This window comes from Actinokineospora baliensis, from assembly GCF_016907695.1.
In the GTDB taxonomy this organism is placed as follows: Bacteria; Actinomycetota; Actinomycetes; order Mycobacteriales; family Pseudonocardiaceae; genus Actinokineospora; species Actinokineospora baliensis.
In genome coordinates this window covers 378,641-403,968 of the sequence record NZ_JAFBCK010000001.1, presented here as the reverse complement: position 1 = coordinate 403,968, position 25,328 = coordinate 378,641, and the positions used below count along the sequence as shown (strand labels likewise).

Sequence of the window (25,328 nt, the reverse complement as noted above, 5' to 3'; positions counted from 1 at the left end):
CCGGTGGTCGCCGGTGCTACGCCACGCAACCGAGGACATCGCCACCCTGCAACGCAGGCTCGGCAACGCCGCAGTCGCTGAACCTCCTCGGCGCCGACCGCGAACCCCCGCAGCGCTCGACAACGAGCCGATGAAGCCGTCTCCGACGGCGAGGGGCTACACGGTGGGCAGCGCTGAACTGTCCTTCCACGGTCACTGGACGACCGCCTACTTCGAGGGCAGTGCTCGGCTTCCTGGCTGGTCAGGGGGAACGGGGTGGCCAGCGCAGGGCTGACTGGGGCTCTTCCGGGTCCAGCCCGGCTGCCATCGCGATGGCGCGGTCCCATTCCGGGTCGGCGGTGTAGTTGCCGTGGCCGAGGGTGCCCGCGACCCAGCGCCTGCCCTGGAACGGGCCTCGCATGGGGTCTGGGAGCCAGTGGTCGCCGCCGAGGACTAGGGCGCCGGTGGGGGAAGGGGTGGCTGCGGGGAGGGGACCCACTGTGCCGTCGGGGCGGAAGCCGGTGCCTAGTAGTTGGTTGTCGCAGACTTGGCGGTTCCAGGTGGTCACTGCGCCGCCGAGGGGGTCGGTGCCTCTACATAGAGAGCGCCAGCGAGTGCCTAGGCGTTGGGCCAGTTCCGCGAGAGATGCGTGCGGCACTGCGGCGGGAAACGCGCGCGGGTACGCCCATTGCAGTTGCGAGCCCACTGTCACTACGCCGAGGCGTTGGCGTTCGGGTTCGTTCAGGACTTCCATAAGACGGGCCGCGGTGACTGCCACGATCAGGCTGCCTTGGCTGTGGCCTGTTAGCACTACGCGAGTCGACGGGTCCTTCAAGTGCTCCACCACGCGCGCTGCCAACTCCGGCGCGACCTTCAAGGCGTAGCAAGGCGGAACCGTCGGGTGTGCTTCCCGCGGCCAGAACGACGCGAGGTCCGCGATCACGCCCAACCGGCGTCCGGCTTCGGGTTCCTGCACCGCCGTGTACACCGCCCGGACCAGGCCGACCACCAGCGCGCCCAGCGTCAGGATCCCGAGGGCGGGGAACGGTTCCATCCACTGCGGCGGGTGCAGGTCCGCGATCCGCGTCGTCACCGAGATCGCCGTGCCCGCGGCGAGCACCCCGGCCAACGCCAGGATCATCCGGTGCGCGTTGCGCCGCTGCCACCCCGCGAGCCGCCACGCCCTGGTCGCCGCGGTCGCGTCGGCCGGGCGGCCGTCGTGCAGGAGGCCGATCTCGGCGTACCGCGCTGGGGTCAGCAGCATCCGCACCGCCGCGACCGCGCTGATCGGGATGGCCACCGCGACCCCGATCGCCGCCGCGGCGCCCCACAGCAGGGTCACCTGCTCGTAGCCGCGCGGCAGGTCGATCCACTCGGAGCCGACCAGCTTGCGCAGGGAGATCGCCAGGCCCGCGCCGAAACCGCCGCCGAGCAGGGCGCTGATCGCCAGGACCGGCGCGGCCATCCACCCGCCAGCCCACGGCCGCAGCTCACGCGCCTGGTGCGCCCAGCCCCGCCGGGCGATCAGCGCCGCGGGCACCAGGAACAGCCCGAGCAGCACGATCACCGCGATCAACCCGGCCGCGATCGCCTCGACCGTCGGCCCGGTACCGGCCATCCTGGTCGGCAGCGGGTCGGTGATCACCCCGGCGGTCACCGCCAGCGCGGCACCGGTCAGCAGCAACACCGCGCGCGGCACCCGGCCGAGCGCGGTGCGCAGGCGTCGACCGGCCGCCGACGGTTCCGCGCCGCGCGGGTCGTCCAGGGCGAGGACGCACAAGACACAGATGCCGACGACCACCAGCGCCGCCGCCCACACGCCGAACGCCAGGCCGGGTGGGGGCGGCGAGAACGGACCACCCAGCGGCAGCAGCGCGACCAACGCCAACGCCGCCGCCAGGTGCAGCGCCCGCAGCGCGGGGGTGTCCGGGTCCGAAACCAGGTTCCGGCCGGGCAGTTCCACCCGCAGGTTCGGCTGCGCGTCCGGCGGGTTCGGCGCCGCGGGGGTCTCCCACGCCACCGTCGACACCCGGTGCAGCACCAGGATCCCCAGCAGCACGGGGACAAGACCGACCAGCTGCCGCAGCGCGGTCGTCGACCGCGCCCAGTCCGGCACCCAGTCCAGGCAGCCGGTGCCGGGCGCGAGGCACTGCGCGGCGACCAGGTCCAGGCTCACCACCGCCGCCTGCGCCACCAGCAGCGCGGTTAGCAGCAGCGCCGCCAACCGCAGCAGCGACCGGTTCAGCGCGCCGAGCAGGCGCGCGGTGCGGTGCCCGCTGGGGATCGGCGGCAGCATCCAGTGCGCCATGTTCGCCAGCGAGAACGGGAACAGCAGCGCCCACGTCGCCTTGGCCATGCCGCCCGAGGTCATCGCGCCCCAGACGTAGCCCTCGACCACCCTGGGTACCGAGCGGCCCTCGGCGCGCAGCACCGGGCCGGGTGCCGGGCGCATCAGCCGGTCGGCCGGGCGCACGATGCGGCCGACCCCGTCGCCAGCCACGTCGACCGCGGCCACCGCCGTGACCAGGTTCTCCGGGGTGGTGCCCATGATGCCGTGCACCCGCAGCTCGACCACGCGGGTCTCCGAACCGGTTAGCAGCACGTCCCTCCCCGGTCACTCTCCGGCACGGATCACTCCTTTTGGTCGCCCCGTGCCCCCTGCTCCAACGGTAGTGTTCGACAGGAACCAGAAGTCTGGAGGATGTTCTCGATGACCGCAGAAGACACGCGGAGCGCGACCGGGGCGAGCTACGCGCAGACCCGAGGTGGCATCGATTTCGCCGTCGCCGACCTGTCGCTCGCCGAGTTCGGGCGCAAGGAGATCCGCCTCGCCGAGCACGAGATGCCCGGCCTCATGGCGCTCCGCCGCGAATACGCAGAGGTGTACCCGCTCAAGGGAGCCAGGATCTCCGGTTCGCTGCACATGACCGTGCAGACCGCCGTGCTGATCGAGACGCTCGTCGCGCTCGGCGCCGAGGTCCGCTGGTGCTCCTGCAACATCTTCTCCACCCAGGACCACGCGGCCGCCGCCGTCGTGGTCGGACCGCACGGCACCGCGGAGGAGCCCAAGGGCGTCCCGGTGTACGCGTGGAAGGGGGAGACCCTGCCGGAGTACTGGTGGGCCACCGAGAAGATGCTGACCTGGCCAGACGGCCAGGGGCCGAACATGATCCTCGACGACGGCGGCGACGCCACGCTGCTGGTGCACAAGGGGGTCCAGTACGAGAAGGCGGGCGTCGTGCCCGCCACCGAGGACGACGACCCCGAGGAGTGGGGTCTCATCCTGGAGACGCTGCGCAACTCGCTGGCCGCCGACTCGGGCAAGTGGACCAAGGTGGCCTCGGGCATCCGCGGCGTCACCGAGGAGACCACCACCGGCGTGCTGCGGCTCTACCAGCTCGCCGCCGCCGGTGACCTGCTGTTCCCGGCGATCAACGTCAACGACTCGGTCACCAAGAGCAAGTTCGACAACCGCTACGGCATCCGGCACTCGCTGGTCGACGGCATCAACCGCGGCACCGACGTGCTGATCGCGGGCAAGGTCGCGGTCATCTGCGGGTACGGCGACGTCGGCAAGGGGTCCGCGGAGAGCCTGCGCGGGCAGGGCGCCAGGGTGGTCGTCACCGAGATCGACCCGATCTGCGCGCTGCAGGCGGCGATGGACGGCTACGAGGTGCGCACCCTCGACCAGGCCGTCGGCGAGGCCGACATCATCATCACCACGACCGGCAACAAGGACGTGGTGACCGTCGAGCACATGGCCAAGATGAAGCACCAGACCATCCTGGGCAACGTCGGCCACTTCGACAACGAGCTCGACATCGCGGGCCTGACCCGCTACCCGGGGATCCGGCGGATCAACATCAAGCCGCAGGTCGACGAGTGGGTCTTCCCGGACGGGCACTCGATCATCGTGCTGTCCGAGGGCCGCCTGCTCAACCTGGGCAACGCCACCGGGCACCCGAGCTTCGTGATGTCCAACAGCTTCTCCAACCAGGTGATCGCCCAGGTGGAGCTGTTCACCAAGCACGAGGAGTACGACCGCGAGGTCTACCGGCTGGCCAAGAAGCTCGACGAGAAGGTCGCCCGCATCCACCTGGAGGCGCTGGGCGGCACGCTCACCAAGCTCACCAAGGAGCAGGCGGAGTACATCGACGTCGACGTCGAAGGGCCGTTCAAGTCGGAGCACTACCGCTACTGAGGTCCTTACCCAGCGGTAACCCGTTCTTCCGGGCCCCGGCACGCAACCTGCGTGCCGGGGCCCGCGTCTTCTCTCACCGAAAGGTGTAACACGTCGACCCGGTCGAGCGATCTTGTGTAGTTCTGGCCTGCGCAGGGGGCAAGCCAGAACCCAAGGAGCCGCCCCGGGGGGTGGATGGCACCGTGGACGGCGCCGACCCGGAGGGGAGAGCCAGGAGGCGCCGTCCACGGCTGTCGATTCCCACGCTAAGTTCCTCGCGTGGGACGCCTGATCGTGATCGAAGGCCTCGACGGTGCGGGCAAGCGCACCCTGGCCGACAAGCTCACCGCCGCCTTCGCCGAACACGGCGCATCAGTGGGGACCCGCGCGTTCCCCAGGTACGGGCTCTCGGTGACGGCGGACCTGGTGCAAGAGGGACTGCACGGCCGCCTAGGGGGCCTCGGCGAGTCCGTCTACGGCATGGCTGTGCTCTATGCGCTGGACCGCCACGGAGCCCTGGAAGACCTCTTGTCCGACCTGGCGTCCTTCGATGTGCTGCTGCTGGACCGCTATGTAGCGTCCAACGCCGCCTATGGCGCCGCCCGCCTGCACGAGCCCGCAACCGGCGACTTCGTCTCTTGGGTCAAGGCCACCGAAATCGACCGGCTAGGCCTCCCGGTACCGCACGCCCAACTGCTTCTACGCGTCTCAGCGCAACTAGCAGCCTCCCGAGCCACCCACCGCGAAACCGTCGACGCCCGCGCCCGCGACACCTGGGAATCCGACACCCCCCTGCAAACCCGCGTCGGCGAGGTCTACGACCAACTAGCCGCCTCGAACTGGCTCTCCCCCTGGCACGTCGTCGACGGGAGCGCGGAGCTGGATGTGTTCGCGCTAGCCGGATCCCTCCTGGCCTGACTCCGCTACCGTTGATCACGTGCGCCGAGACCCCCCGATCACCTTCCGCGGCGCCCTCAAGATCCTCGGCCGCGACGACCCCGGGTGGCTCAAAGCGGTAGACCGCTTGCTGGGCGGCGTGATCCTCGGCGCGGGCCCGCTCGCCTTCGTCAGCGAGACCTTCGAGGCCATCTGGGGCATGGTCGACCAGAAGTCCGAAGCCGTCACGCGCCTCCACGAGGTCATGGGCGCGTTCACCGGCAGGGTGACCGGCACCAGCGGCCTATACCGCCAAGACCTCGTGGTCGCCGCGCACTCCACGATCGTGCTCGCCGCGTTCTGCGAGGCCGTGGCGAGCGCCGTGGGGGTCACGCCGACCGAGCAGGAGAAGGCGAAGATCACCGACCTCCGCCGCGCGGAGGGGCAGGGGCTGGTCGAGGCGCTGTACTCGTCCTCGATCCCGACGCCGTCGGCGGCCGCTTCGTTCGAGCGCAACGTCGACGACCTCGACGAGTGGGCCGCGTCGCTGAGCACCAAGGTCCTCGACGTCTACGGCATCCGGGGTGACTGGACGCGGGTCGCCAGGCACATCCGGGACGACTTCGCGGCCCGCTACCGATCGCACTTCCTCGACTTGGCCGCCGGGGTGCCCGAGTTCGGGGTCTGGGCCGACCAGGTCGCGCACGCCAACCTCGCGCGGGGACTGGCCGGGTTGACCGACCTGCTGGGGCGGCGGCTCGCGGTGGTCAAGGACGCGCGCGCGTTGCTCGACCAGGCCAACCGCAGCGGACTGGTCCGCCCCGTCGTCGACGCGGCCGACCCCATCGCCGTCTTCCCGGCGATCGAGCAGATCTTCCAGACCCCGCGCTACCGGCTGACCGTGCACGGCACCAACACCACCATCAGCAGCGAGGCCTGGTGGAAGTCACTGCCCGTGCACGACGACCTCCCCGTCATGCTGGCCAGGCACTTCACCAGCCCGGACGCGCACACGCGGCCCCTGCTGCTGCTCGGTCACCCCGGCGCGGGCAAGTCCGTACTGATGACCGCGCTCGCCGCCATGCTGCCCGCCGCCGACTACACGGTCGTCCGGGTCCGCCTGCGGCACATCGACGCGGGTGCGCTGGTCGCCGCCCAGGTCGCGCAGGCGCTGGACGAGGCGACCAACAACCGCGTGGCCTGGGCCGATCTCGACGACGCCGCGGTACGCGTCGTGCTCCTCGACGGCCTCGACGAACTGCTGCAGACCACCGCCGCCGACCGCACCGGCTACCTGCGCGACGTCGAGCAGTTCCAGCGCACCGAGGCCGCGATGGGGCAGCCGGTCGCGGTCGTGGTCACCTCGCGCACCCTGGTGGCCGATCGGGTGACCGTCCGCCACGGCACCCCGGTGGTGAAGATCGAGGAGTTCGACGACAGCCAGGTCACCGCCTGGTTGTCGGTCTGGAACAGCCTCAACGCCAGGCCGTTGCCGGTGGCGTCCGCGCTCGCGCTGCCCGAGTTCGCCCGGCAGCCGCTGCTCCTGCTGATGCTGGCGATCTACCACGCCGAACCGCACGCACCCGCCCTCGACGCGGGCATGTCCCTCGCCGACCTCTACGAGAAGCTGTTCACCGGCTTCGCCGAGCGCGAGATCGAGCGCAGCGGGTCCGGGACCGTCGACGAGTTGCTGTGGCGGTTGTCCGTCGCCGCGATCGGGATGCTCAACCGGGGCGCGCAGTACGTCTCCGAAGCCGACCTCGCGGCCGACCTGGCCGCGCTCAACGACCGCTCGCCGACCGGCGGCCAGGTGCTGACCCAGTTCTTCTTCGTGCACTCGCCCGAGGCGACCACGGCCCGGGGCAGCGTGCGCGGCTACGAGTTCCTGCACGCGACCTTCGGCGAGTACCTGGTCGCGCACCGCGTGGTGGAACTGCTGCGCGACATGACCGACAGCTCATTCGGCAGGCGAGCCGTGCACGACCCGGACGACGAGCTGCTGTTCACCCTGCTCTCGCACCAACCGCTGGCCGTCCAGCGCCCGGTCATCGACTTCATCGCCGAGCACCTCGCCCGGCTCGACGACGGTGAGCGCGGCCGGGTCGAGCGGACCCTCGACCACCTGCTCCGCGATCACCGCGCCCAGCGGCGGTCCAGCCGCTACCCCGGCTACTGCCCGGATTCCACCGACTACGTGGCCCGGCTCGCGGCCTACTCGGCCAACCTGGTCCTACTGCGGGTCCTGCTGACCGACGTCGTCGACATCGAGAGCCTCTGGACCCGCACCGGCTGGACGGCCGTGGTCCGGCTGTGGACGGCTGGGCTCGACAAGCAGGGGCTCGCCGCGGTGCTCCGCTTGCTGGCGCGCGACGGGACGGACCTCGTCGTCAAGCGGGACGGCAGGCTGTCGACCGATCTCCTCGCCGTCGAGTTGACCTTCGACCGGTCGGCCACGCACCGGATGCGCATTGGCGTCGCCTTCCTCGACGGCGTGCACGTCGCCGACGGGTCGGCCGACGACGAGGAGATCCGGGTCTACGTGCTGGGCAAGCTCGTGTACTACCTCAGTCGATCAACCGGCCCGTTCGACATCGAGGCGTTGCCGAGGCTGCACCGGGACATGGCGGTGTTGGCCGAGCACATGCTGGTCATGTGCGGGCCGTCGTGGTCGGCCGAGTTCGCCCGCGACTTCCTCCTCTGGCTGGAGGCCACGGGTGCGGCGCCGCTGTGCAGGGCCGTTGTCGCGCTGGCGCACCCGCACCTCGGCCTCGACGTCAGCACCACGCCCGAGCGGTTCCTGCGGCAGGCGAGGGCCTACCTCGAACTACAGGGCGCCGACTAGCTCCGTGCCCCACACGGCGATCTCGGCGTCGATGTCCAGCGGGCGGGGTGGGCCGGACTGCTCCATCTCCGCCGTCACCCGGTCTCGGGGGACGAACCAGGAGACCTCGAACTCGACGCCGTCAGGGTCCTTCGCGTAGAGGGATTTCGAGACGCCGTGGTCGGAGGCGCCCACTAGAGCGCCAACCTCGGTGAGTAGGCGTTTGAACCCGGCTAGTTCGGTGAGGGTGTGGACCGACCACGCGAGGTGGTAGAGCCCTACGCCGCCGGGGAGTTGGCCGGGGGCGTCTTGGCCTACCTGGAACAGGCCCAGGTCGTGGTCGTTGTCGGAGTCCGGGGCGCGCAGGAACGCGGCTCCGGGGAAGCGGGTGACCGGGCGGAAACCGAGGACCTCGCCGTAGAAGGCCACGCTGCGGTCGACGTCGCGGACGTAGAGGACGGCGTGGTTGAGCCTTCTGATGCCCAAGGGGTCCTCCTGGTCGACCGGTCCAGTTCAAGTTTCAACGATACTCGATGGCGGGTGCTGCGCGAACGCGCGCGCAACAGTGCGACGATGTGCGCATGAAGGCACGAGTGCTGGTGGTTGACGACGACCCGGCCCTCGCCGAGATGCTCACGATCGTGCTGCGCGGCGAGGGATTCGACACGGCCGTGGTGGCTGACGGCTCCCGGGCGCTGCCCGCGCTGCGCGAGCTCAAACCCGACCTCGTGCTGCTGGACCTCATGCTCCCCGGCATGAACGGCATCGACGTGGCCAAGGCGATCCGGGCCGAGTCCGGGGTGCCGATCGTGATGTTGACCGCCAAGAGCGACACCGTCGACATCGTGCTCGGCCTGGAGTCCGGCGCCGACGACTACGTGGTGAAGCCGTTCAAGCCCAAGGAGCTCGTGGCCAGGGTGCGGGCCAGGCTGCGGCGCACCGAGTCCGAGCCCGCCGAGACCCTCGGCATCGGCGACCTGACCATCGACGTCCCCGGGCACGAGGTGACCCGCGACGGCAAGGCCATCCAGCTGACCCCGCTGGAGTTCGACCTGCTGGTCGCGCTGGCCCGCAAGCCGCGCCAGGTGTTCACCCGCGAGGTGCTGCTCGAGCAGGTCTGGGGCTACCGGCACGCCGCGGACACCCGTCTGGTGAACGTGCACGTCCAGCGGCTGCGGTCCAAGGTCGAGCGCGACCCGGAGCACCCCGAGGTCGTGCTGACCGTGCGCGGCGTGGGCTACAAGGCGGGCCCTCCGTGACCGAGCCCCTCCGGTGACCAGCCTCTGGCGCTGGCTGCTCGGCGCCGTCCGCGGTGTGGTCGCCGCGGGCAGGCGCCGTTCCGGCGCGTTCAGCGACCTGTGGCGGCGGTCGCTGCAGCTGCGGGTGGTCGTGAGCACACTGGCGCTGGGCTCCGCGGTGATCTTCGTGCTGGGCATGGTGCTGCAGAACCAGATCACCGAGCGGCTGCTGGGCACCAAGGAAGAAGCGGCGATCGCCCAGACCAGGAACGCGGTCCAGATCGCCGAGCGGGAACTGGCGGGCACCCGCGACTCCGACCCCATCCGCGACCGGCTCAACAGCGCCATCAACAAGCTGACCAGCTCGTCGCCCGACCAGTCGGCGGCGGGTCCGGCAGGCGCGTTCGAGCCGGTGCTGGTCAACGACGCCCCGTACATCGCGCCCAGTGACGTCAAGTTCGCCGGGCCGTACGAGAACGTCCCGCAGTCCTTGCGCGACTTCGTGCTGAGCAGCCCCAACCGCACGGTTTCGCAGATCTATACCGTCGAGCGCAATGGCGAGCGAAACACGTATCTGATCGTAGGCGTTCCGGTGGCCACTACGAGTGCCGCATTACGCCTATACATGCTGTATCCCCTCGCTGCCGAGCAGCGGACCATCGACGTAGTGCAAAGCACGCTCGTTGTCGGTGGCTTGGTTCTTCTGCTTCTTCTGGCTGGCATCACCAACCTCGTCACGCGCCAGGTAGTGCTCCCTGTGCGGCGCGCGGCTAGAGCCGCTGAACGGTTCGCCGACGGTGAGTTGGGCGAGCGCATGGTCGTCGCCGGTGAAGATGACGTGGCGCGGTTGGCGGAGTCTTACAACGAGATGGCCGCCAGCATTGAGCGCCAGATCCGGCAACTAGAGGACTTCGGCCAGCTCCAGCGCCGGTTCACCTCTGACGTCTCGCACGAGCTGCGCACCCCGTTGACCACGGTCCGGATGGCCGCGGACGTCCTGCACGCCTCCCGCGCCCAGTTCCCCGCGGGTCTGGCCAGGTCCACCGAGCTCCTGGTCGACGAGCTCGACCGGTTCGAGTCCCTGCTCGGCGACCTGCTGGAGATCTCCCGCCTCGACGCGGGCGTGGAGGAGCTGGTCGCCGAGTACACCGACCTGCGGGCCATCGTCAGGCGCGCGGTGGAGTCGGTTCGGGTGATCGCTCGCAACGCGGGGTCGGAGATCGTGCTCAACCTGCCCGAGGACGAGGCCACCGCGGAGGTCGAGTCCCGCCGGGTGGAACGGATCCTGCGCAACCTGCTGGCCAACGCGATCGACCACGGCGAGGGCAAGCCGGTCGAGCTGACCATGGTGATCGAGGGCAACGCGGTCGCGGTGACGGTCCGGGACCACGGTGTCGGGCTGCGCACCGGCGAGGCCGACCTGGTGTTCAACCGGTTCTGGCGCGCCGACCCGTCGCGCAACCGGCACACCGGCGGCACCGGCCTCGGGCTGGCGATCAGCCTCGAAGACGCCCGGTTGCACGGCGGCGGCCTTGACGCGTGGGGCGAGCCGGGCGAGGGCGCCTGCTTCCGGTTGACGCTGCCGATCGAGCAGGACGTGGAGTACGAGGACAGCCCCTTACCGCTACCGCCCGTCGACGCCCGCCCGATGACTCAGCCAGCCCCACTGCCGTTGTCGGTGCCGGAGGAGGCCTACCCGTGATCCGGTTCGTCCTCACCGTGTTGTGCGCGCTCCTGCTCACCAGTTGCGCCAACATCCCCGTCCGGACGCTGCCCAAGGTCGTTGTCGACGTCACCGAGGAGCAGCCGCGCCAGATCGGTAAGCCCGCCCCGGGGCTCGACCCGTTCAACCTGGTCCAGGAGTTCGTCAAGAACGCGGGCACACCGGACGCCGCGCGGACCTACCTGACCGAAGAGGCCAAGCCCGGCTGGAAGGGCACCGGGGTACCGACGATCATCCAGGACGAGTTCAAGACCGTTCCGCAGGCTGTGCAAGAGGGCCGCGACCCGAACAAGGAACAGGTCGTGATCCTCACCGCGACCTCTATAGGCAGCCTTTTTGGCGACTGGTCGTTTGTGCCGCAGGTCCAGTCCTTGGAGTACCGGGTCATCATCCAGCGGCAGGACGGGCAGTGGCGCATCGCCGAGCCGCCCAACACGGTGCTCATCCGCGAGGCCGACTTCATGAAGAGCTATAGGCGGGTCAACCTGGAGTTCTTCGACCCGGACCAGCGGGTCATGATCCCGGACCCCCGCTATGTGCAGGTCGAGCCGCGGCAGAGCCTCTACGGCCGGGTGGTCGACCTGTTGCTGGGTGGGCCTTCGGAGTCGCTTAAGGGTGCCGTGCGCAACCAGCTCGAAGGGCTGGTGCTCGATACGAACGTCTTGCAGGAGTCCGACGGGGGCATCCTCATCAACTTCGGCAAGCTCGACAAACCTCTAGAAGACAGACAGCGGATCGCGGCCCAACTCGTCAGATCGTTGCGTGAGGTCACGACGAGCCCGCTGCGGATCCGCACCCAGGGGTTGCCATTGGTACCTGGGCACGAGGATTGGACCTCCAACGAGCCAGGCGCCTATGACGCGTTGACCGCTCTTAAGGCGGACCTGCTCGGCCTTGCCGTCGTCAATGGCCGTCTTGTGTCGCTGCGCGATGGGAAGCCGCTCGAAGGTCCGACGGGCAACGGCACATACGACGTTGTTCGCGCTGCCCAGTCACTGGACGGGACGCAGCTCGCGGTGGTGCAACGCGTCAACGGCGGGATGAAGCTGCGCGTCGGTAAGGCTGACGGTGAACTGCCTGAGGTGAGCCTCCCCGCGGCGGGCACGCTGACGCGGCCGACGTGGCTCTACGCGGGTTCCGAGGAGGCCACCCCCAACGAGGTGTGGACGGTGGCCGACGGGACGCTGGTCGTCCGGGTCGCGCGCACCGCCGAGGGCAAGTGGGAGGACTACCCGGTCGACGCCTCGGAGTTCACCCGCAACGGCGGCACCATCACCGAACTGCGCCTGTCCCGCGACGGCGCTCGGGTCGCCGCGGTGGTCAACGGCGAAGTCCGCGTCGCCTCCGTCGTGCGCAACAACGACGCCGTGATGCTGCGCTCCGGCCGCACCCTGCAGGCGGGCATCGTCAAGGACGTCGTCGGCCTCGACTGGCTCGACCGGCTCACCGTGATCGCCGCGACCGGCCTGGCCATCCGCCCGGTGGTCAGCATGTCCGTCGACGGCTACTCGTACACGACCTACAACAAGACCAACCTGACCCTGCCGGTCACCGCGGTCACCGCAGCCCCCGGCCGGGCCACCATCGTCACCGACGGCTCCGGCATGTGGACCACGGGCGAGGCGGGCAAGGTCTGGCAGTACCACCAGTACAACCTCGGGCCGGGCTCGCTGCCGTTCTTCCCAGGCTGACCTGGCCTTCTGCTGGCCTGTGGACAACTTCGCGCACGGCTGCGGCGGATCGGTCACCCTTGCCGCATGTTCCTGGACTACCTGATCCCGAACCCGTGCGCCGGATGCGGCACCCAGGGCACCCCCTGGTGTCCCACCTGCGCGGCAACCCTCCACGGCCTCAGAACCGTCGAACGCACCGCCACCCGCGGCCTCCCCGTCTTCGCCCTCACCGCCTACGGAGGGCCGGCCCGCCGAGCGATCATCGCCTACAAGGAGCGCAACCGCCGCCCCCTGGCGGTGCCGCTCGGCCTCGCCTTGGCCGCTGCCTTCCCGGCCCTGGTCGAACGCGCCCCGAGTGTGGGGGCCGCCCTGGTCACCCACCCGTGCCCCGACCACCCCAAGCCAGGGGACGCCCGGTCGAGGGCCTCGCCGCGTGATCCGCCAGAGAGTCCGTTGTGGCTTGTTCCGGCGCCTTCGCGCAGGGGGGAGGTGCGGCGGCGGGGTGGGCACCACATGGGGCGGGTGGCCGGGGTTGTCGCTGAGGTGCTGGGGGAGGTGGGGGTGGCCGCCGGGGTGGCTCCGGTGTTGCGGTTGGGCGGTGGGGCTCGGGATTCCGTCGGGCTGGACGCGGGGGCTCGGGCGGGGAACCTGGCTCGGCACCTGTCGGTCGCGGGGGCGGGGGTACCACCGGCGGGTGCACCCGTTCTGGTGCTCGACGACGTCGTCACCACCGGTTCGACCGCCGCTGCCTGTGCTCGGGTGCTGCGGGGCGCGGGCCTGTCGGTACTCGCCGTGCTCGCCGTCGCGGAGACCGTGTGACGGGAGCGGCCTCCCACACTCTGGTACCCCCGATCGAGTGAAGGGGAGCCGGGAACCGTACGCCGTTCGGGGGCGTTGGCCGGGTATGGCGGCGAGCAGGCGAGTGGTCTTGGGTCCGGTGGCCCACGCCGTGCGCCCGGCCGACGGAACACGGTCCGCCGCTGCTCGGTCCTCGGCTGTGCGCCGCTCGGGGGAACCCCGTCCCCGGCGTGGTCGCGGCGGCTCGGGCGTTGCGCCGCACGGGACCGCGCGGTCGTCGCTGGACGTCACGCTCGGTCGCGAACGGATGTCGCCCGCCTCGGGGGCTGTTGCTCAACCGAAACCCGGGCTAACGTGCTGCGCTATCACCGTTCCCGGTTGGCAGGGAGGAGGCGAGGAGCCCATGACCCTGGTGCCGGTGGAGCGCTGACCACGCGGGGCGAGTTCCGACATCGCCCCAGGTCACATCCCGTCCTGGACTTGGAATCCAGATCACCCCGGCGCCAAGCACCGAATCACCGCAACCAGTACTCGCCAGCAGCGAGGGAGGTCGTGTATGGACATCGTGGTTAAGGGCCGTAACGTCGAGGTTCCGGAGCACTACCGGACACACGTCGAGGACAAGCTGAGCAGGCTCGAGCGCTACGACCGCAAGGTCATCCGCTTCGACGTCGAGCTGTTCCACGAGCCCAACCGCAGGCAGTCGAAGAACTGCCAGCGGGTTGAGATCACCGGGAAGGGCAAGGGTCCCGCTGTGCGGGCGGAGGCCTGCGCAGGCGACTTCTACGCCGCGCTCGACCTGGCCGTCAGCAAACTGGAGAACCGCCTCCGCCGCCAACACGACCGCAGGCGCGTGCACCACGGGCGCCGCACACCCACCTCGGTCGGCCAAGCCGTCTCGGCCTCGATGCCGATCGCGACCAACGGCGCGGCTCTCCTCGCGGGCGGCACGGCCGTCCTGCAAGCCCCCGAGCACACGACCAACGGCAACGGCGCGACCAACGGCCACGTGCACGCCGACATCGACGCCGAGTACGGCGGTGTCCCGCTGCCCAGGGGCCGCTGGGACGACGACGAGGACGCGCTGCCCGGCCGCGTGGTGCGCGAGAAGGAGCACCCGGCCAAGCCGATGACCGTCGACCAGGCCCTCTACGAGATGGAACTGGTCGGCCACGACTTCTACCTGTTCGCCGACGCCGACACCGGTACCCCCAGCGTCGTCTACCGGCGCCACGCCTTCGACTACGGCGTGATCAAGCTCGTCTGACCCCCGCGCACCCACGCACCGCGTGCCCCGGGGGACCAGCTCCCCCGGGGCACCACCACGTCCGCGTGCCGGAAGATCGCCTGGTCATCGCGACCGCGGTCCGTTCCCAGTTCACCACTGCCGCCGATCGCGGAACCTCAGGTGCCGGTGGGCCGTTGGAGCTGTGGCGGGCCTCACCCGGGTACCCTGCGCCGCACCCCGCGTGCGGTGTCGGTGCACGCCGCGGAGCGGGTTGCCTACGATGACGAACAGGAGCGTCCGTAGCGGGCGCACGACTATCAGCTAGCGAGGTCGACTCGGATGGTGCTGTCCCGGATCCTGCGCGCGGGCGAGGGCAAGACGCTCAAGCGGCTGCGCAACATCGCAGCGCACATCAACTCGCTGGAGGACGAGGTCGTCGCGCTCTCCGACGACGAGTTGCGCGACAAGACCGCGGAGTTCCAGGAGCGCTACCGCGGCGGTGAGTCGCTCGACGAGCTGCTGCCGGAGGCGTTCGCGGTGGCCAGGGAGGGCGCCAAGCGGGTGCTGGGCCAGCGGCACTTCGACGTGCAGCTCATGGGCGGTGCCGCGCTGCACCTCGGGCAGGTCGCCGAGATGCGCACCGGTGAGGGCAAGACGCTCACCGGCGTGCTCGCCGCCTACCTCAACGCCCTCGCCGGTGACGGCGTGCACGTCATCACCACCAACGACTACCTGGCCAAGCGCGACGCGGACTGGATGGGCCGCATCCACCGCTTCCTGGGCCTGACCGTCGGCGTGATCCTGTCCGACATGACCCCGGCCGAGCGCCGCGAGGCCTACAACTGCGACATCACGCACGGCACGAACAACGAGTTCGGCTTCGACTACCTGCGCGACAACATGGCCTGGTCGCTCGACGACATGGTCCAGCGCGGGCACCACTTCGCCATCGTCGACGAGGTCGACTCGATCCTGATCGACGAGGCGCGCACCCCGCTGATCATCTCCGGCCCGGCCGACCAGTCCTCGCGCTGGTACCAGGAGTTCGCCAGGCTCTCGCCGATGCTGCGCCGCGACACCCACTACGAGGTCGACGAGCGCAAGCGGACCGTCGGCGTCACCGAGAAGGGCGTCGCGCTCGTCGAGGACCAGCTCGGCATCGAGAACCTCTACGAGGCCGCGAACACCCCGCTGGTCGGCTACCTCAACAACGCGCTGAAGGCCAAGGAGCTCTACAAGCGCGACAAGGACTACATCGTCCGCGACGGCGAGGTCCTCATCGTCGACGAGTTCACCGGCCGCGTGCTCGCCGGTCGCCGCTACAACGAGGGCATGCACCAGGCCATCGAGGCCAAGGAGGGGGTGGAGATCAAGGCCGAGAACCAGACCTTGGCCACCGTCACCCTGCAGAACTACTTCCGGCTCTACACCAAGCTCTCCGGCATGACCGGTACCGCCGAGACCGAGGCGGCCGAGTTCCACACCACCTACAAGCTGGGTGTCGTGCCGATCCCGACCAACCGGGACATGATCCGCAAGGACCAGGCCGACCTGATCTACAAGACCGAGGAGGCGAAGTTCCTCGCGGTCGCCGAGGACATCGCCGAGCGGCACGAGAAGGGCCAGCCGGTGCTGGTCGGCACCACCAGCGTCGAGCGCTCCGAGTACCTGTCGAAGCTGCTGCTCAAGGCCGGGGTGCCGCACAGCGTCCTCAACGCCAAGCACCACGAGAAGGAAGCCGCGATCATCGCGGGCGCGGGCCACAAGGGCGCGGTCACCGTGGCGACCAACATGGCCGGTCGCGGTACCGACATCGTGCTCGGCGGCAACCCCGAGCACATCGCCGAGGAGGCGCTGCGCGACCGCGGCCTCGACCCGATCGAGACCCCCGAGGAGTGGCGCGCCGCGCTGCCCGCCGCGCTGGAGAAGGCGCAGCAGGAGGTCAAGGCCGAGAAGATCGAGGTGCAGAAGGCCGGTGGCCTCTACGTGCTGGGCACCGAGCGGCACGAGTCGCGGCGCATCGACAACCAGCTGCGCGGTCGCTCCGGCCGCCAGGGCGACCCCGGCGAGTCCCGGTTCTACCTGTCGCTGGGCGACGAGCTGATGCGCCGGTTCAACGCGGGCATGGTCGAGCGCGTGATGACCGCGATGAACGTGCCCGAGGACCAGCCGATCGAGGCCAAGATCGTCACCAGGGCGATCCGCAGCGCGCAGACGCAGGTCGAGCAGCAGAACTTCGAGATCCGCAAGAACGTGCTCAAGTACGACGAGGTGATGAACAAGCAGCGCAAGGTGATCTACGCCGAGCGGCTGCGGGTGCTGCAGGGCGAGGACCTGCGCGAGCAGATCGAGCGGATGCTCAGCGACGTCGTCGACGCCTACGTCACCGGGGCGACCGCGGACGGCTACTCCGAGGACTGGGACCACGCCAAGCTGTGGACCGCCCTCAAGCAGCTGTACCCGATCGGCGTCGACTGGGAGGACCTGATCGACCGGGCCGAGGCCGACGGCAAGGACATGGACCACGAGTTCCTGCTGAACGCGATCACCGACGACGCCGTGCGCGCCTACGGCGAGCGCGAGGCCGAGATCGACGGCAAGGTCGGCGAGGGCGCGATGCGCGAGGTGGAGCGCCGGGTGATGCTCTCGGTGCTCGACCGCAAGTGGCGCGAGCACCTCTACGAGATGGACTACCTCAAGGAGGGCATCGGTCTGCGGGCGATGGCCCAGCGCGACCCGCTGATCGAGTACCAGAAGGAGGGCTTCGAGATGTTCAGCGCGATGCTCGACGCGCTGAAGGAGGAGTCGGTCGGGTTCATCTTCAACGTCCCGGTCGAGCCCGCCGAGCCCGAGGTCCAGTTGGCGCCGCAGCCGACCGCGCTGCCCTCGGTCAGCGCCGACCCGGCCGCCCAGGCCCGCCAGGCGGAGCTGCAGGCCCGCCAGGCCAGGGCGCAGGCGGTGCAGGACCGGGTCCGCGCCGAGCAGGCGGCCGCCGCCTCGGCCGGCGACAAGCTCCCGCCCGCTTTGCGCGGCAAGGGTTTCGAGGGACCTGCCCCGCAGCGGTTGAACTACACCGGTCCCGCCGAGGACGGTGGCGTCGAGTCCCACTCCGACGGCGGCAACGCCGACAACGGTGCGAGTGGCACGCGACGTGAGCGCAGGCAGGCCGCCCGCGACTCGGCCAAGAAGGGTCGCAAGGGCCCCCGTCGCTGACGCGAAGTCCTATAGCCGGGTGGTGGACGGAACTCCGTCCGCCACCCGGTTCGTCTTTTAGAACCCCATGAAGCGCAGGGTCTTGCAGCGCCACAGTCCTGCCTCTTGCTCCCACCGGCCGATGCACGCCTTCACGTGCCAAGACTCCGGTCGTCCTATAGGCACGATCCGCACCGTCGACATCACCTCCACCACTCCCGGCGCGGTGGTCGTCGTGTGTAGCCGCAGCAGTCGGTACTGGGCTTTGCCGCTGCCTCGCGTTCGCGTCAAGATTCCCTCGTAGGCATCGCCCGGCAGCATCGCGTGCAACTGCCCAATCTGCCTCTTACCCTCCAGGGTCTCCAATACGAGGGTCAGCAGCCGCCAAGAGGCTTCACGTGGTGCGCCACGGATCGCGCGTACCCGGGCGCTGGACGCGGGCGGGGTGGACCACCGCTCCTCAAAGGCCTCGATCAGCGGCGGTTCGAAGTCCTGCAAGATGTCCAGCTGCACCGGGTGGCTCCCTCGATCCGGGGGTTTCGCCGGGACAGAGCCATTTCGGGCGGCTTGCGCGCACGGCGGTCACCGAAACCGGTGATAATCGGGTCCATGAGAGCGCTGCTGGTGGACTACGCGGGGGTGTTCACCGAGGACGGCATGCCCGAGGTCGTCGCTCGGGTGCGGGCGCACGGGCTCAAGACAGCGCTGCTGTCCAATGCGGACTTCGTCCCCGCGGGGCTGCCGGAGGTGTTCGACGCGGTGGTCGTGTCAGGGGCCGTCGGCTTCGCCAAGCCGGACCCGGGGATCTACCACCACGCCGCGTCGGCGCTGCGGGTCCCGCCGAACCAGTGCGTGTTCGTCGACGACGTCGCCGAGTACGTGCGCGGGGCCGTCCGCGTCGGCATGGTCGGCGTGCACCACCGCGACCTCCAGTCCACAGTGGAGGAACTGGCGATCCTGCTCGACCTAGCGGGACCGGCGGACTAGCTCGAAGCACAGCACGGCGGCGGCCGTCGCCACGTTCAGCGACTCCACCCCGCCCGCCATCGGGATCGACAGCCACCGGTTGACCCGGGGGCGCACCTCGTCGGTGATCCCCGAGGTCTCGCTGCCCAGCACGAACGCCGCCTGGGCGGGCAGTTCGGCGTCGAACACGGTGCGCTTGGCGCCCGCGTCCAGCCCGTAGAGCGGGTAGCCAGCGGCCCGCAGCTCGGCCGCAGCCTCGCCTGCGGTCGCGCAGCGCAGGACCGGGGCGGTGAACGCGACCCCGGCCGAGGCCTTCACCACCAGCGGGTCCAGCCCGGCCACCCCCCGCCTGGGCACGACGATCCCGCCGACCCCGGCCGCGGTGGCGGTCCGCAGGATCATGCCCACGTTCGCGGGCGTGGTGATCCCGTCCAGCAGCAGCACCGACGCCGGGCGCTTCCTGGCCGCGAGCGCGTCGGTCAGCGTGCGCATCCGGGGCGCGACCACGTCGGCCAGCACGCCTTGGTCCTGCTTGCCGTTGCCCGCCAACACCTTCACCCGCTGCGCGGACGCCCGGTGCACCTGGACGCCCCGCTCGCGGGCGGCGTCGATGATCTCCCGGGCCGCGATGCCGTGCGCGTTGTCGGCCAGCACCACCTTGTCGACGGTCAGCCGGGTGTCGGCCAGCGCCTCCAACACCGGTTTGCGGCCGTAGACGGTCACGAACCGGTCCTTGGGGGACGACGTGGCGGGCTCTCGGGACATGGCGTGCAGCATCGCACGCGCCGCGCTCGGCCTCCCGCACCGGCCGGGTTGTGCCAGTATCGGGCCATGCCCGACCGCCTGTCCGCCCTCGACGCGTCGTTCCTCTACCTAGAGGACGCGACGACGCCGATGCACGTCGGTGGGGTCGCCGTCTTCCGCAAGCCGCGCGCCGGGTTCGACCACGCGCGCCTGGTCAAGCTCATCGAGCAGCGCTTGCCGCTGGTACCCAGGTACCGCCAGCGCGTCGCCTCGGTACCGGGGCACCTCGCCAGACCCGTGTGGGTCGATGACCCGACCTTCGACGTCAACTACCACGTGCGCCGGTCGGCCCTGCCGCGTCCGGGCAGCGACGACCAGCTGCACGACCTCGTCGCCCGCCTCATGGCGCGGCCGCTGGACCACACCCGGCCGCTCTGGGAGGCCTACCTCGTCGAGGGGCTCGCCGAGGGGCACGCCGCCCTGATCACCAAGACGCACCTGGCGCTGGTCGACGGGATCCGCACGATCGACTTCGGCCAGGTCATCCTCGAACCCGAGCCGTTCACCGACGACCACACCGCCGACGAGCCGTGGGAGCCGCGCAGGCTGCCCGGCCCGGCGCGGTTGGTCCTCGACGCCGTCGCCGAGACCGTCCAGCGGCCCCGCGAACTGGTCGAGAACGTCCGGGCCGCGGTCGGCGACGCGCTGGCCACCACGCACAAAGTCGCGGACGTGCTCGGCACCGTCGTCTCGGCGATCGGCATCGCCGCCAGGCCTGCCCCGGCCGGTCCGCTCACCGCACAGGTCGGCAGGGCCCGCCGCTACGCCGTGGCGCAGGCCAGGCTGGACGACCTGCGCGACGTGCGCGCCCGCCACGGCGGCACCGTCAACGACGTGGTGCTGACCGCCGTCTCCGGGGCGCTGCGCTCCTGGCTGCTCTCCCGCGGCCAGCAGCTCACCGCGTCCAGCACGGTCCGGGCGATGGTCCCGCTGGCGGTGCGCGACTCGGACGGAACCGTGCCGGGCATGCTCGGCAACCAGGTCACCGCGCAGCTGGTCGACCTGCCCGTCGGCGAGCCGAGCCCGTTCGTCCGGCTGCACCACATCAGCCACGCGCTGCGCCCGCACAACGACTCCGGTCGCTCGGTCGCGGCGTCGGCGCTGCTGCGGGTCGGCGGGTTCGCGCCACCGACGCTGCACTCGCTGGGAGCGCGGGCGGCCGCCTCGTTCGCCCAGCGGATCTTCAGCGTCGTGGTCACCAACGTGCCCGGCCCGCAGGTCCCGCTCTACCTGGGCACCGCCAGGATGACCAGGATGGTCCCGGCGATGCCGCTCACCCGCAACCAGGCCCTGGCAATCGGAGTCACCTCTTACGACGGCGGGGTGTACTTCGGCCTGACCGGCGACCGCAAGGCCATGTCCGACGTGGACGTGCTGGCGCGGATGCTGGAAGAGTCCGTCGAAGAACTGTTGACGACCGTGAGAGCGTGAATGAGTTGAGGGTCTACATACCGGCGACGGTGGCGATGCTGCGGGAGCTGAACGCGGACGGGGAACTGGTCGCGATCACCGGTACCGCGTTCGCGCTCACCCCCGCCCTGCGCGAGTCCTACGCGACCGGCGGCGACGAGGAACTGGAGTACGCGGCGATGCTCGACGCGGCGAAGGCCTCGCTGCGGCTGCTGGGCGCCGAGCTGACCAGCGACCCGGACACCCCGATGCGCCGCGCGGTCATCGCCGCCGACGTCGACGGCGCGCAGCTGCGCCCGGACCTGGACCACTCGGTGGTCAAGCTGGCCGGTCCGGTGCCGATGAAGGTCGTCGCCTCGGTCCACCTGGACACCGAGGAGGCGGTGGTGGCGGTGCGCGCGGCTGTGGCCGCGGTGGACGCCGCCGACATGGGCGACCCGGACGCGGAGTTCGTGCTCGGCGACGCCGAGGACCACGAGCTGGCCTGGTACGCCCCGCAGGAGTTGCCCTTCCTGCTGGAGTTGCTGTAACCGGCAGGTCATCCCATGACAGGATGTACGCGAGTGCGCGGGCCACGAGCGTGCCCACCCGCGACCGAGCAGACACCAGAGGGAGGCGAGCCACACGATGGACGCCGTTTCGTCCGTTCCCGACCCGTTGAACGAGCCGGTCGGCTCCTACGCGCCCGGCACCCCCCAGCGCGCGGCGCTGGCGGCCAGGATCGCGGAGCTGGAGGCCGAGCAGGCCGAACTGACCATGACCATCGGTGGCAAGCAGCGGATGGCGGGCGGTGACCGCATCGACGTCGTCCAGCCGCACGACCACCAGCACGTGCTGGGCGTCACCGCGCAGGCCACCACCGCCGACGTCGCCGACGCCGTGTCCGCCGCCAAGGCCGCCGCGCCCGCGTGGCGCGAGCTGCCCTTCGACGAGCGCGCCGCGGTCCTGCTGCGCGCCGCCGACCTGCTCGCGGGGCCCTGGCGCGACACCATCAACGCCGCCACCGTGCTCGGCCAGTCGAAGTCGGCCCAGCAGGCCGAGATCGACAGCGCCTGCGAGCTGATCGACTTCTGGCGGTTCAACGTCGCCTTCGCCAGCAGGCTGCTGACCGAGCAGCCGCAGTCGTCCCCCGGGGTGTGGAACCGGTTCGACCACCGGCCGCTGGACGGGTTCGTCACCGCGATCACCCCGTTCAACTTCACCGCCATCGCGGGCAACCTGCCCACCGCGCCCGCGCTGATGGGCAACACGGTCGTCTGGAAGCCCTCGCCGACCCAGCAGCTGGCCGCGCACCACACGATGCGCCTGCTCGAGGCCGCTGGCCTGCCGCCCGGCGTGATCAACCTGGTCACCGGCGACGGCCAGGCGCTCTCCGAGGTCGCGCTGACCGACCCGGACTTCGCAGGCCTGCACTTCACCGGCTCGACCCGCACGTTCAAGCACCTGTGGCGGCTCATCGGCGACAACCTCGACACCTACCGGTCCTACCCGCGCATCGTCGGCGAGACCGGCGGCAAGGACTTCGTCGTGGCCCACCCGTCCGCCGACATCGCCTCGGTGGTCATCGGCCTGGTCCGCGGCGCCTTCGAGTACCAGGGCCAGAAGTGCTCGGCGGCCTCCCGCGCCTACATCGCCCGCTCCCTGTGGGAGGGCGGCCTGCGCGAGCAGCTCGCCGACGTAACCAAGACCCTGTCCTACGGCGACGTCACCGACTTCAGCCACTTCGGCGGCGCGGTCATCGACGCCCGCGCGTTCGCCAAGCACAAGGACGCCCTCTCGGCCGCCGCCGCGAACTCCTCGATCGAGGTACTCACCGGCGGCACCGCCGACGACTCGGTCGGCTACTTCGTCCAGCCCACCGTCCTCGTCGGCAGCGACCCCCTCCAGGACGTGTTCACCACCGAGTACTTCGGCCCGATCCTCGCGGTGCACGTGTACGAGGACGCCGAGTACGCCAAGGTCCTCGAGCTGGTGGACACCTCGTCCCCCTACGCCCTCACCGGTGCCGTCTTCGCCACCGACCGCGCGGCCGTGGAGCAGGCCCACAAGGCCCTGCGCTTCTCGGCGGGCAACTTCTACGTCAACGACAAGCCCACGGGCGCGGTGGTCGGGCAGCAGCCCTTCGGCGGCTCACGGGCGTCGGGCACCAATGACAAGGCGGGCAGCATCTACAACCTGCAGCGGTGGGTGAGCCCGCGTTCGATCAAGGAGACGTTCGTGCCGCCGGTGGACCACCGGTACCCGCACATGGGGTGATGTGAGTTCGGGGAGCGGGGCCGACGCGAGTGCGTTGGCCCCGCTTTCGCGTTGTGGGCTCGATCGGCTCGCCTTCGGCATCGCGACACGGTCTGTGGGGTGTGGGTGTGCTCGATGGGGCGAACTTGGTTTGCGCGGGGCCCCTGCGCTACCCGTGGCAGGACCGCAAAGCTGGGGCCGAAAAGCATGGCCCTGCAGCGCACAACGCTACGGGCACCGCCACCCCACACAAACCAAGTCCGCCCCATCGAGCAGTTGGCACCGGAAGGTCCGAGTGTCCAGTGGTCGGCACTGCTGTCGGAGTCGGGTGGCTGTGTAGAGGGTTGGGTGTTAGTCGATAGGCACGGCGTGGCCGGTGATGTGGATTCCGGCTGTGGGGTCGGTGGGGATGCCGACGGTGATTACGCCGGGGCGGCCTAGGTCGTCGCCTTGGTAGATGGTGAGGGCGGCGGGGAGGGTAACGAGGCCCAGTTCTCGCAGGTAGCCGCCTAGGGCTGCTGCTGCGGCGCCGGTGGCGGGGTCTTCTACTACGCCGCCTGGGGGGAAGGGGTTTCGGGAGTGCACCACTGACTCCGACTCGCGGTGGATCAGTTGGATGGTTGTCCAGCCCTGTTCGGCCATGAGGTCCGACAGCGCGGGGAAGTCGTAGTTCAGTTCGGCTAGGCGGGCTCGCGTCCCCGCTGCCACCACCGGGTGCCACGCCCCCGCGTAGGCCGCCCGCACCGGCAGGACCACGTCGAGGTCTGCGGGGTCCCAGCGCAGGGCCGACAACAGCGCCGTCCGCACCTCTGCCGAGATCTCCTCCGTCCGGGGGGTCACGCTCACCAGGGTCGCGGTGATCTCCCCGACCTCGGACTCGGTCGTGCTCACCTCCACCAGGCCCGCCCGCGTGTGCAGCCGCAGTGGGCCCGCTCCGTTCGCGGCCGCGTGGGCCACGGAGGCGGCGACGGTGGCGTGGCCGCAGAAGGGGACTTCGGCCAGGGGGCTGAAGTAGCGGACGTCGAGGTCGCCGTCGGGGCGGGGGAGCAGGAAGGCCGACTCGGAGTAGTTGACCCGCGCGGCTGCGGCTTGCATCTCGCTGTCGGTCAGGCCGGTGGCGTCCAGCACGACCCCGGCGGGGTTGCCGCCCGCGGGGTCGGTGGTGAAGGCGGCGTAACGGAGGATCTGCACGGGGGCAGATTAGTCCTCGGACTTGGACTTCAGCAGTCTGCGAAGGGATTCCAGCCGACCGGTGGAAGCCGTGCCCTCCTCGACCACGGTGTCGAGGTAGCAGTCCGGGTCCTCGGGCGCCCCGAGGTGACCGCACCCGGACGGGCACTCCTCCGCCGCCGCGACGAACTCGGGGAAGGCGGCGACGATGTCGTTCGGCTCGATGTGGGCCAGGCCGAACGCGCGGACACCGGGCGTGTCGACCACCCACCCGCCGCCGGGCAGGGGCAGGGCCACCGCCGACGTCGAGGTGTGGCGGCCCTTGCCGACGCCGCTGACCGCGCCGATGGCCCGCGCCGCGTCCGGCACCAGCCGGTTGACCAAAGTGGACTTGCCCACCCCCGAGTGGCCCACCAGCGCCGACACCCGGTCCGCCAGCAGCGACCGCACCTCGTCCGGGTCGACGTCGAACCGGCTGACGACGACCGGCAGGTCCAGCTCCTCGTAGGCCGCCATCAGCCTGGCCGGGTCGCCGAGGTCGGCTTTGGTCAGGCACAGCAACGGTTCCAGCCCGCCCGCGAACGCCGCAACCAGGCACCGGTCGATGAAACCGGTGCGCGGTGGCGGGTCCGCGAGCGCGCAGACGATCAGCAGCTGCTCGGCGTTGGCGACCACGACCCGCTCGTAGGCGTCGGTGTCGTCGGAGGTGCGGCGCAGGACGCTGGTGCGGTCGGCGACCCGGACGATCCGCGCGAGGGTGTCCGGGTCGCCGGTGGTGTCGCCGACGAGGTCGACCTGGTCGCCGATGACGATCGGGGTGCGGCCCAGTTCCCGCGCCCGCATGGCCACCACCAGGTGGCCGGGGTCGCGGTCCACCGCGCAGGTCCACCGGCCGCGGTCCTTGCCGACGACCATCGCGGTGACCGCGTCGGCGTGCTCCGGGCGGAGCTTGCTGCGCGGGCGACTGCCCTTGCCGGGGCGGACGCGGACGTCGGCCTCGTCCAGCCTGCTCCAGTCGCCGCGCCGGGCCGCCAC

Annotated in this window: 19 protein-coding genes; 13 read left to right on the top strand and 6 right to left on the bottom strand. The window is 70.6% G+C overall.

The genetic code is table 11. From position 1 onward, the window contains the following. Nucleotides 1-241 precede the first annotated feature (241 nt). Nucleotides 242-2,581: a hypothetical protein gene (locus tag JOD54_RS01450; RefSeq protein ID WP_204448816.1), complete on the bottom strand. Its 2,340-nt coding sequence runs from the start codon at nt 2,579-2,581 to the stop codon at nt 242-244. Between the two features lie 108 nt (nt 2,582-2,689). Between JOD54_RS01450 and ahcY the strand changes: the two genes are divergently transcribed. From ahcY to JOD54_RS33885, 3 genes are all read left to right on the top strand, one after another. Beyond that, nucleotides 2,690-4,180, top strand: a complete 1,491-nt coding sequence (gene ahcY / locus JOD54_RS01445) for an adenosylhomocysteinase (protein ID WP_204448815.1) — start codon at nt 2,690-2,692, stop codon at nt 4,178-4,180. A 258-nt stretch (nt 4,181-4,438) separates the two neighbouring features. Next, a complete protein-coding gene (locus JOD54_RS01440) occupies nt 4,439-5,077 on the top strand; it encodes a dTMP kinase (RefSeq protein ID WP_204448814.1) in 639 nt (212 codons plus the stop codon). 19 nt (nt 5,078-5,096) lie between these two features. After that, complete coding sequence (locus JOD54_RS33885) at nt 5,097-7,877, top strand: NACHT domain-containing protein (RefSeq protein ID WP_204448813.1); 2,781 nt, start codon at nt 5,097-5,099, stop codon at nt 7,875-7,877. Here the strand turns inward: JOD54_RS33885 and JOD54_RS01430 are convergent. Next, entirely contained in the window at nt 7,860-8,342 is a 483-nt protein-coding gene (locus JOD54_RS01430) for a VOC family protein (protein WP_204448812.1), read from the bottom strand. The two genes, JOD54_RS33885 and JOD54_RS01430, sit on opposite strands and share 18 nt — an antisense overlap. A 95-nt stretch (nt 8,343-8,437) precedes the next feature. Here JOD54_RS01430 and mtrA point away from each other — a divergent pair, with 95 nt between their 5' ends. The 6 genes from mtrA (at nt 8,438) to secA (ending at nt 17,729) form a co-directional block, all read left to right on the top strand. Next, on the top strand, nt 8,438-9,115 hold the full coding sequence (mtrA, locus tag JOD54_RS01425) for an MtrAB system response regulator MtrA (protein ID WP_204448811.1): 678 nt from the start codon (nt 8,438-8,440) through the stop codon (nt 9,113-9,115). Between the two features lie 13 nt (nt 9,116-9,128). Next, nucleotides 9,129-10,796 (top strand): MtrAB system histidine kinase MtrB, encoded by a 1,668-nt coding sequence (gene mtrB / locus JOD54_RS01420; protein ID WP_204448810.1) that lies wholly within the window; start codon nt 9,129-9,131, stop codon nt 10,794-10,796. Then, nucleotides 10,793-12,508 (top strand): LpqB family beta-propeller domain-containing protein, encoded by a 1,716-nt coding sequence (locus JOD54_RS01415; RefSeq protein ID WP_204448809.1) that lies wholly within the window; start codon nt 10,793-10,795, stop codon nt 12,506-12,508. The genes mtrB and JOD54_RS01415 overlap by 4 nt, the downstream gene beginning before the upstream one ends. 66 nt (nt 12,509-12,574) lie before the next feature. After that, on the top strand, nt 12,575-13,309 hold the full coding sequence (locus JOD54_RS01410; RefSeq protein WP_204448808.1) for a ComF family protein: 735 nt from the start codon (nt 12,575-12,577) through the stop codon (nt 13,307-13,309). A gap of 535 nt (nt 13,310-13,844) precedes the next feature. Further along, nucleotides 13,845-14,555 carry a ribosome hibernation-promoting factor, HPF/YfiA family gene (hpf, locus tag JOD54_RS01405; protein WP_204448807.1) on the top strand — a complete coding sequence of 237 codons (711 nt, stop codon included), beginning with the start codon at nt 13,845-13,847 and terminating at the stop codon, nt 14,553-14,555. Between the two features lie 300 nt (nt 14,556-14,855). Beyond that, the gene (gene secA, locus JOD54_RS01400) at nt 14,856-17,729 is read left to right on the top strand and encodes a preprotein translocase subunit SecA (protein ID WP_204448806.1); all 2,874 of its coding nucleotides are present in this window, start codon (nt 14,856-14,858) and stop codon (nt 17,727-17,729) included. A gap of 57 nt (nt 17,730-17,786) precedes the next feature. Here secA and JOD54_RS01395 read toward each other — a convergent pair whose 3' ends face one another. After that, on the bottom strand, nt 17,787-18,221 hold the full coding sequence (locus tag JOD54_RS01395) for an Rv3235 family protein (protein ID WP_204448805.1): 435 nt from the start codon (nt 18,219-18,221) through the stop codon (nt 17,787-17,789). Nucleotides 18,222-18,317: 96 nt separating this feature from the next. On the opposite strand from JOD54_RS01395, the gene JOD54_RS01390 reads away from it, so the two are divergent. Next, on the top strand, nt 18,318-18,695 hold the full coding sequence (locus JOD54_RS01390; RefSeq protein ID WP_204448804.1) for an HAD-IA family hydrolase: 378 nt from the start codon (nt 18,318-18,320) through the stop codon (nt 18,693-18,695). Here the strand turns inward: JOD54_RS01390 and JOD54_RS01385 are convergent. Beyond that, nucleotides 18,675-19,439 carry a TrmH family RNA methyltransferase gene (locus JOD54_RS01385; protein WP_204448803.1) on the bottom strand — a complete coding sequence of 255 codons (765 nt, stop codon included), beginning with the start codon at nt 19,437-19,439 and terminating at the stop codon, nt 18,675-18,677. The two genes, JOD54_RS01390 and JOD54_RS01385, sit on opposite strands and share 21 nt — an antisense overlap. Nucleotides 19,440-19,505: 66 nt before the next feature. On the opposite strand from JOD54_RS01385, the gene JOD54_RS01380 reads away from it, so the two are divergent. From JOD54_RS01380 to pruA, 3 genes are all read left to right on the top strand, one after another. Beyond that, nucleotides 19,506-20,909, top strand: coding sequence for a WS/DGAT/MGAT family O-acyltransferase (locus JOD54_RS01380; protein ID WP_204448802.1), 1,404 nt, complete (start codon nt 19,506-19,508; stop codon nt 20,907-20,909). 5 nt (nt 20,910-20,914) lie between these two features. Beyond that, on the top strand, nt 20,915-21,418 hold the full coding sequence (locus JOD54_RS01375; protein ID WP_204456001.1) for a DUF6912 family protein: 504 nt from the start codon (nt 20,915-20,917) through the stop codon (nt 21,416-21,418). 97 nt (nt 21,419-21,515) lie between these two features. Continuing rightward, the gene (pruA, locus tag JOD54_RS01370) at nt 21,516-23,144 is read left to right on the top strand and encodes an L-glutamate gamma-semialdehyde dehydrogenase (protein WP_204448801.1); all 1,629 of its coding nucleotides are present in this window, start codon (nt 21,516-21,518) and stop codon (nt 23,142-23,144) included. A gap of 330 nt (nt 23,145-23,474) precedes the next feature. Here pruA and JOD54_RS01365 read toward each other — a convergent pair whose 3' ends face one another. Both JOD54_RS01365 and rsgA read right to left on the bottom strand, forming a co-directional pair. Further along, nucleotides 23,475-24,314 (bottom strand): PhzF family phenazine biosynthesis protein, encoded by an 840-nt coding sequence (locus JOD54_RS01365; protein WP_204448800.1) that lies wholly within the window; start codon nt 24,312-24,314, stop codon nt 23,475-23,477. A 9-nt stretch (nt 24,315-24,323) separates the two neighbouring features. After that, nucleotides 24,324-25,328: a ribosome small subunit-dependent GTPase A gene (gene rsgA / locus JOD54_RS01360; protein WP_204448799.1), complete on the bottom strand. Its 1,005-nt coding sequence runs from the start codon at nt 25,326-25,328 to the stop codon at nt 24,324-24,326.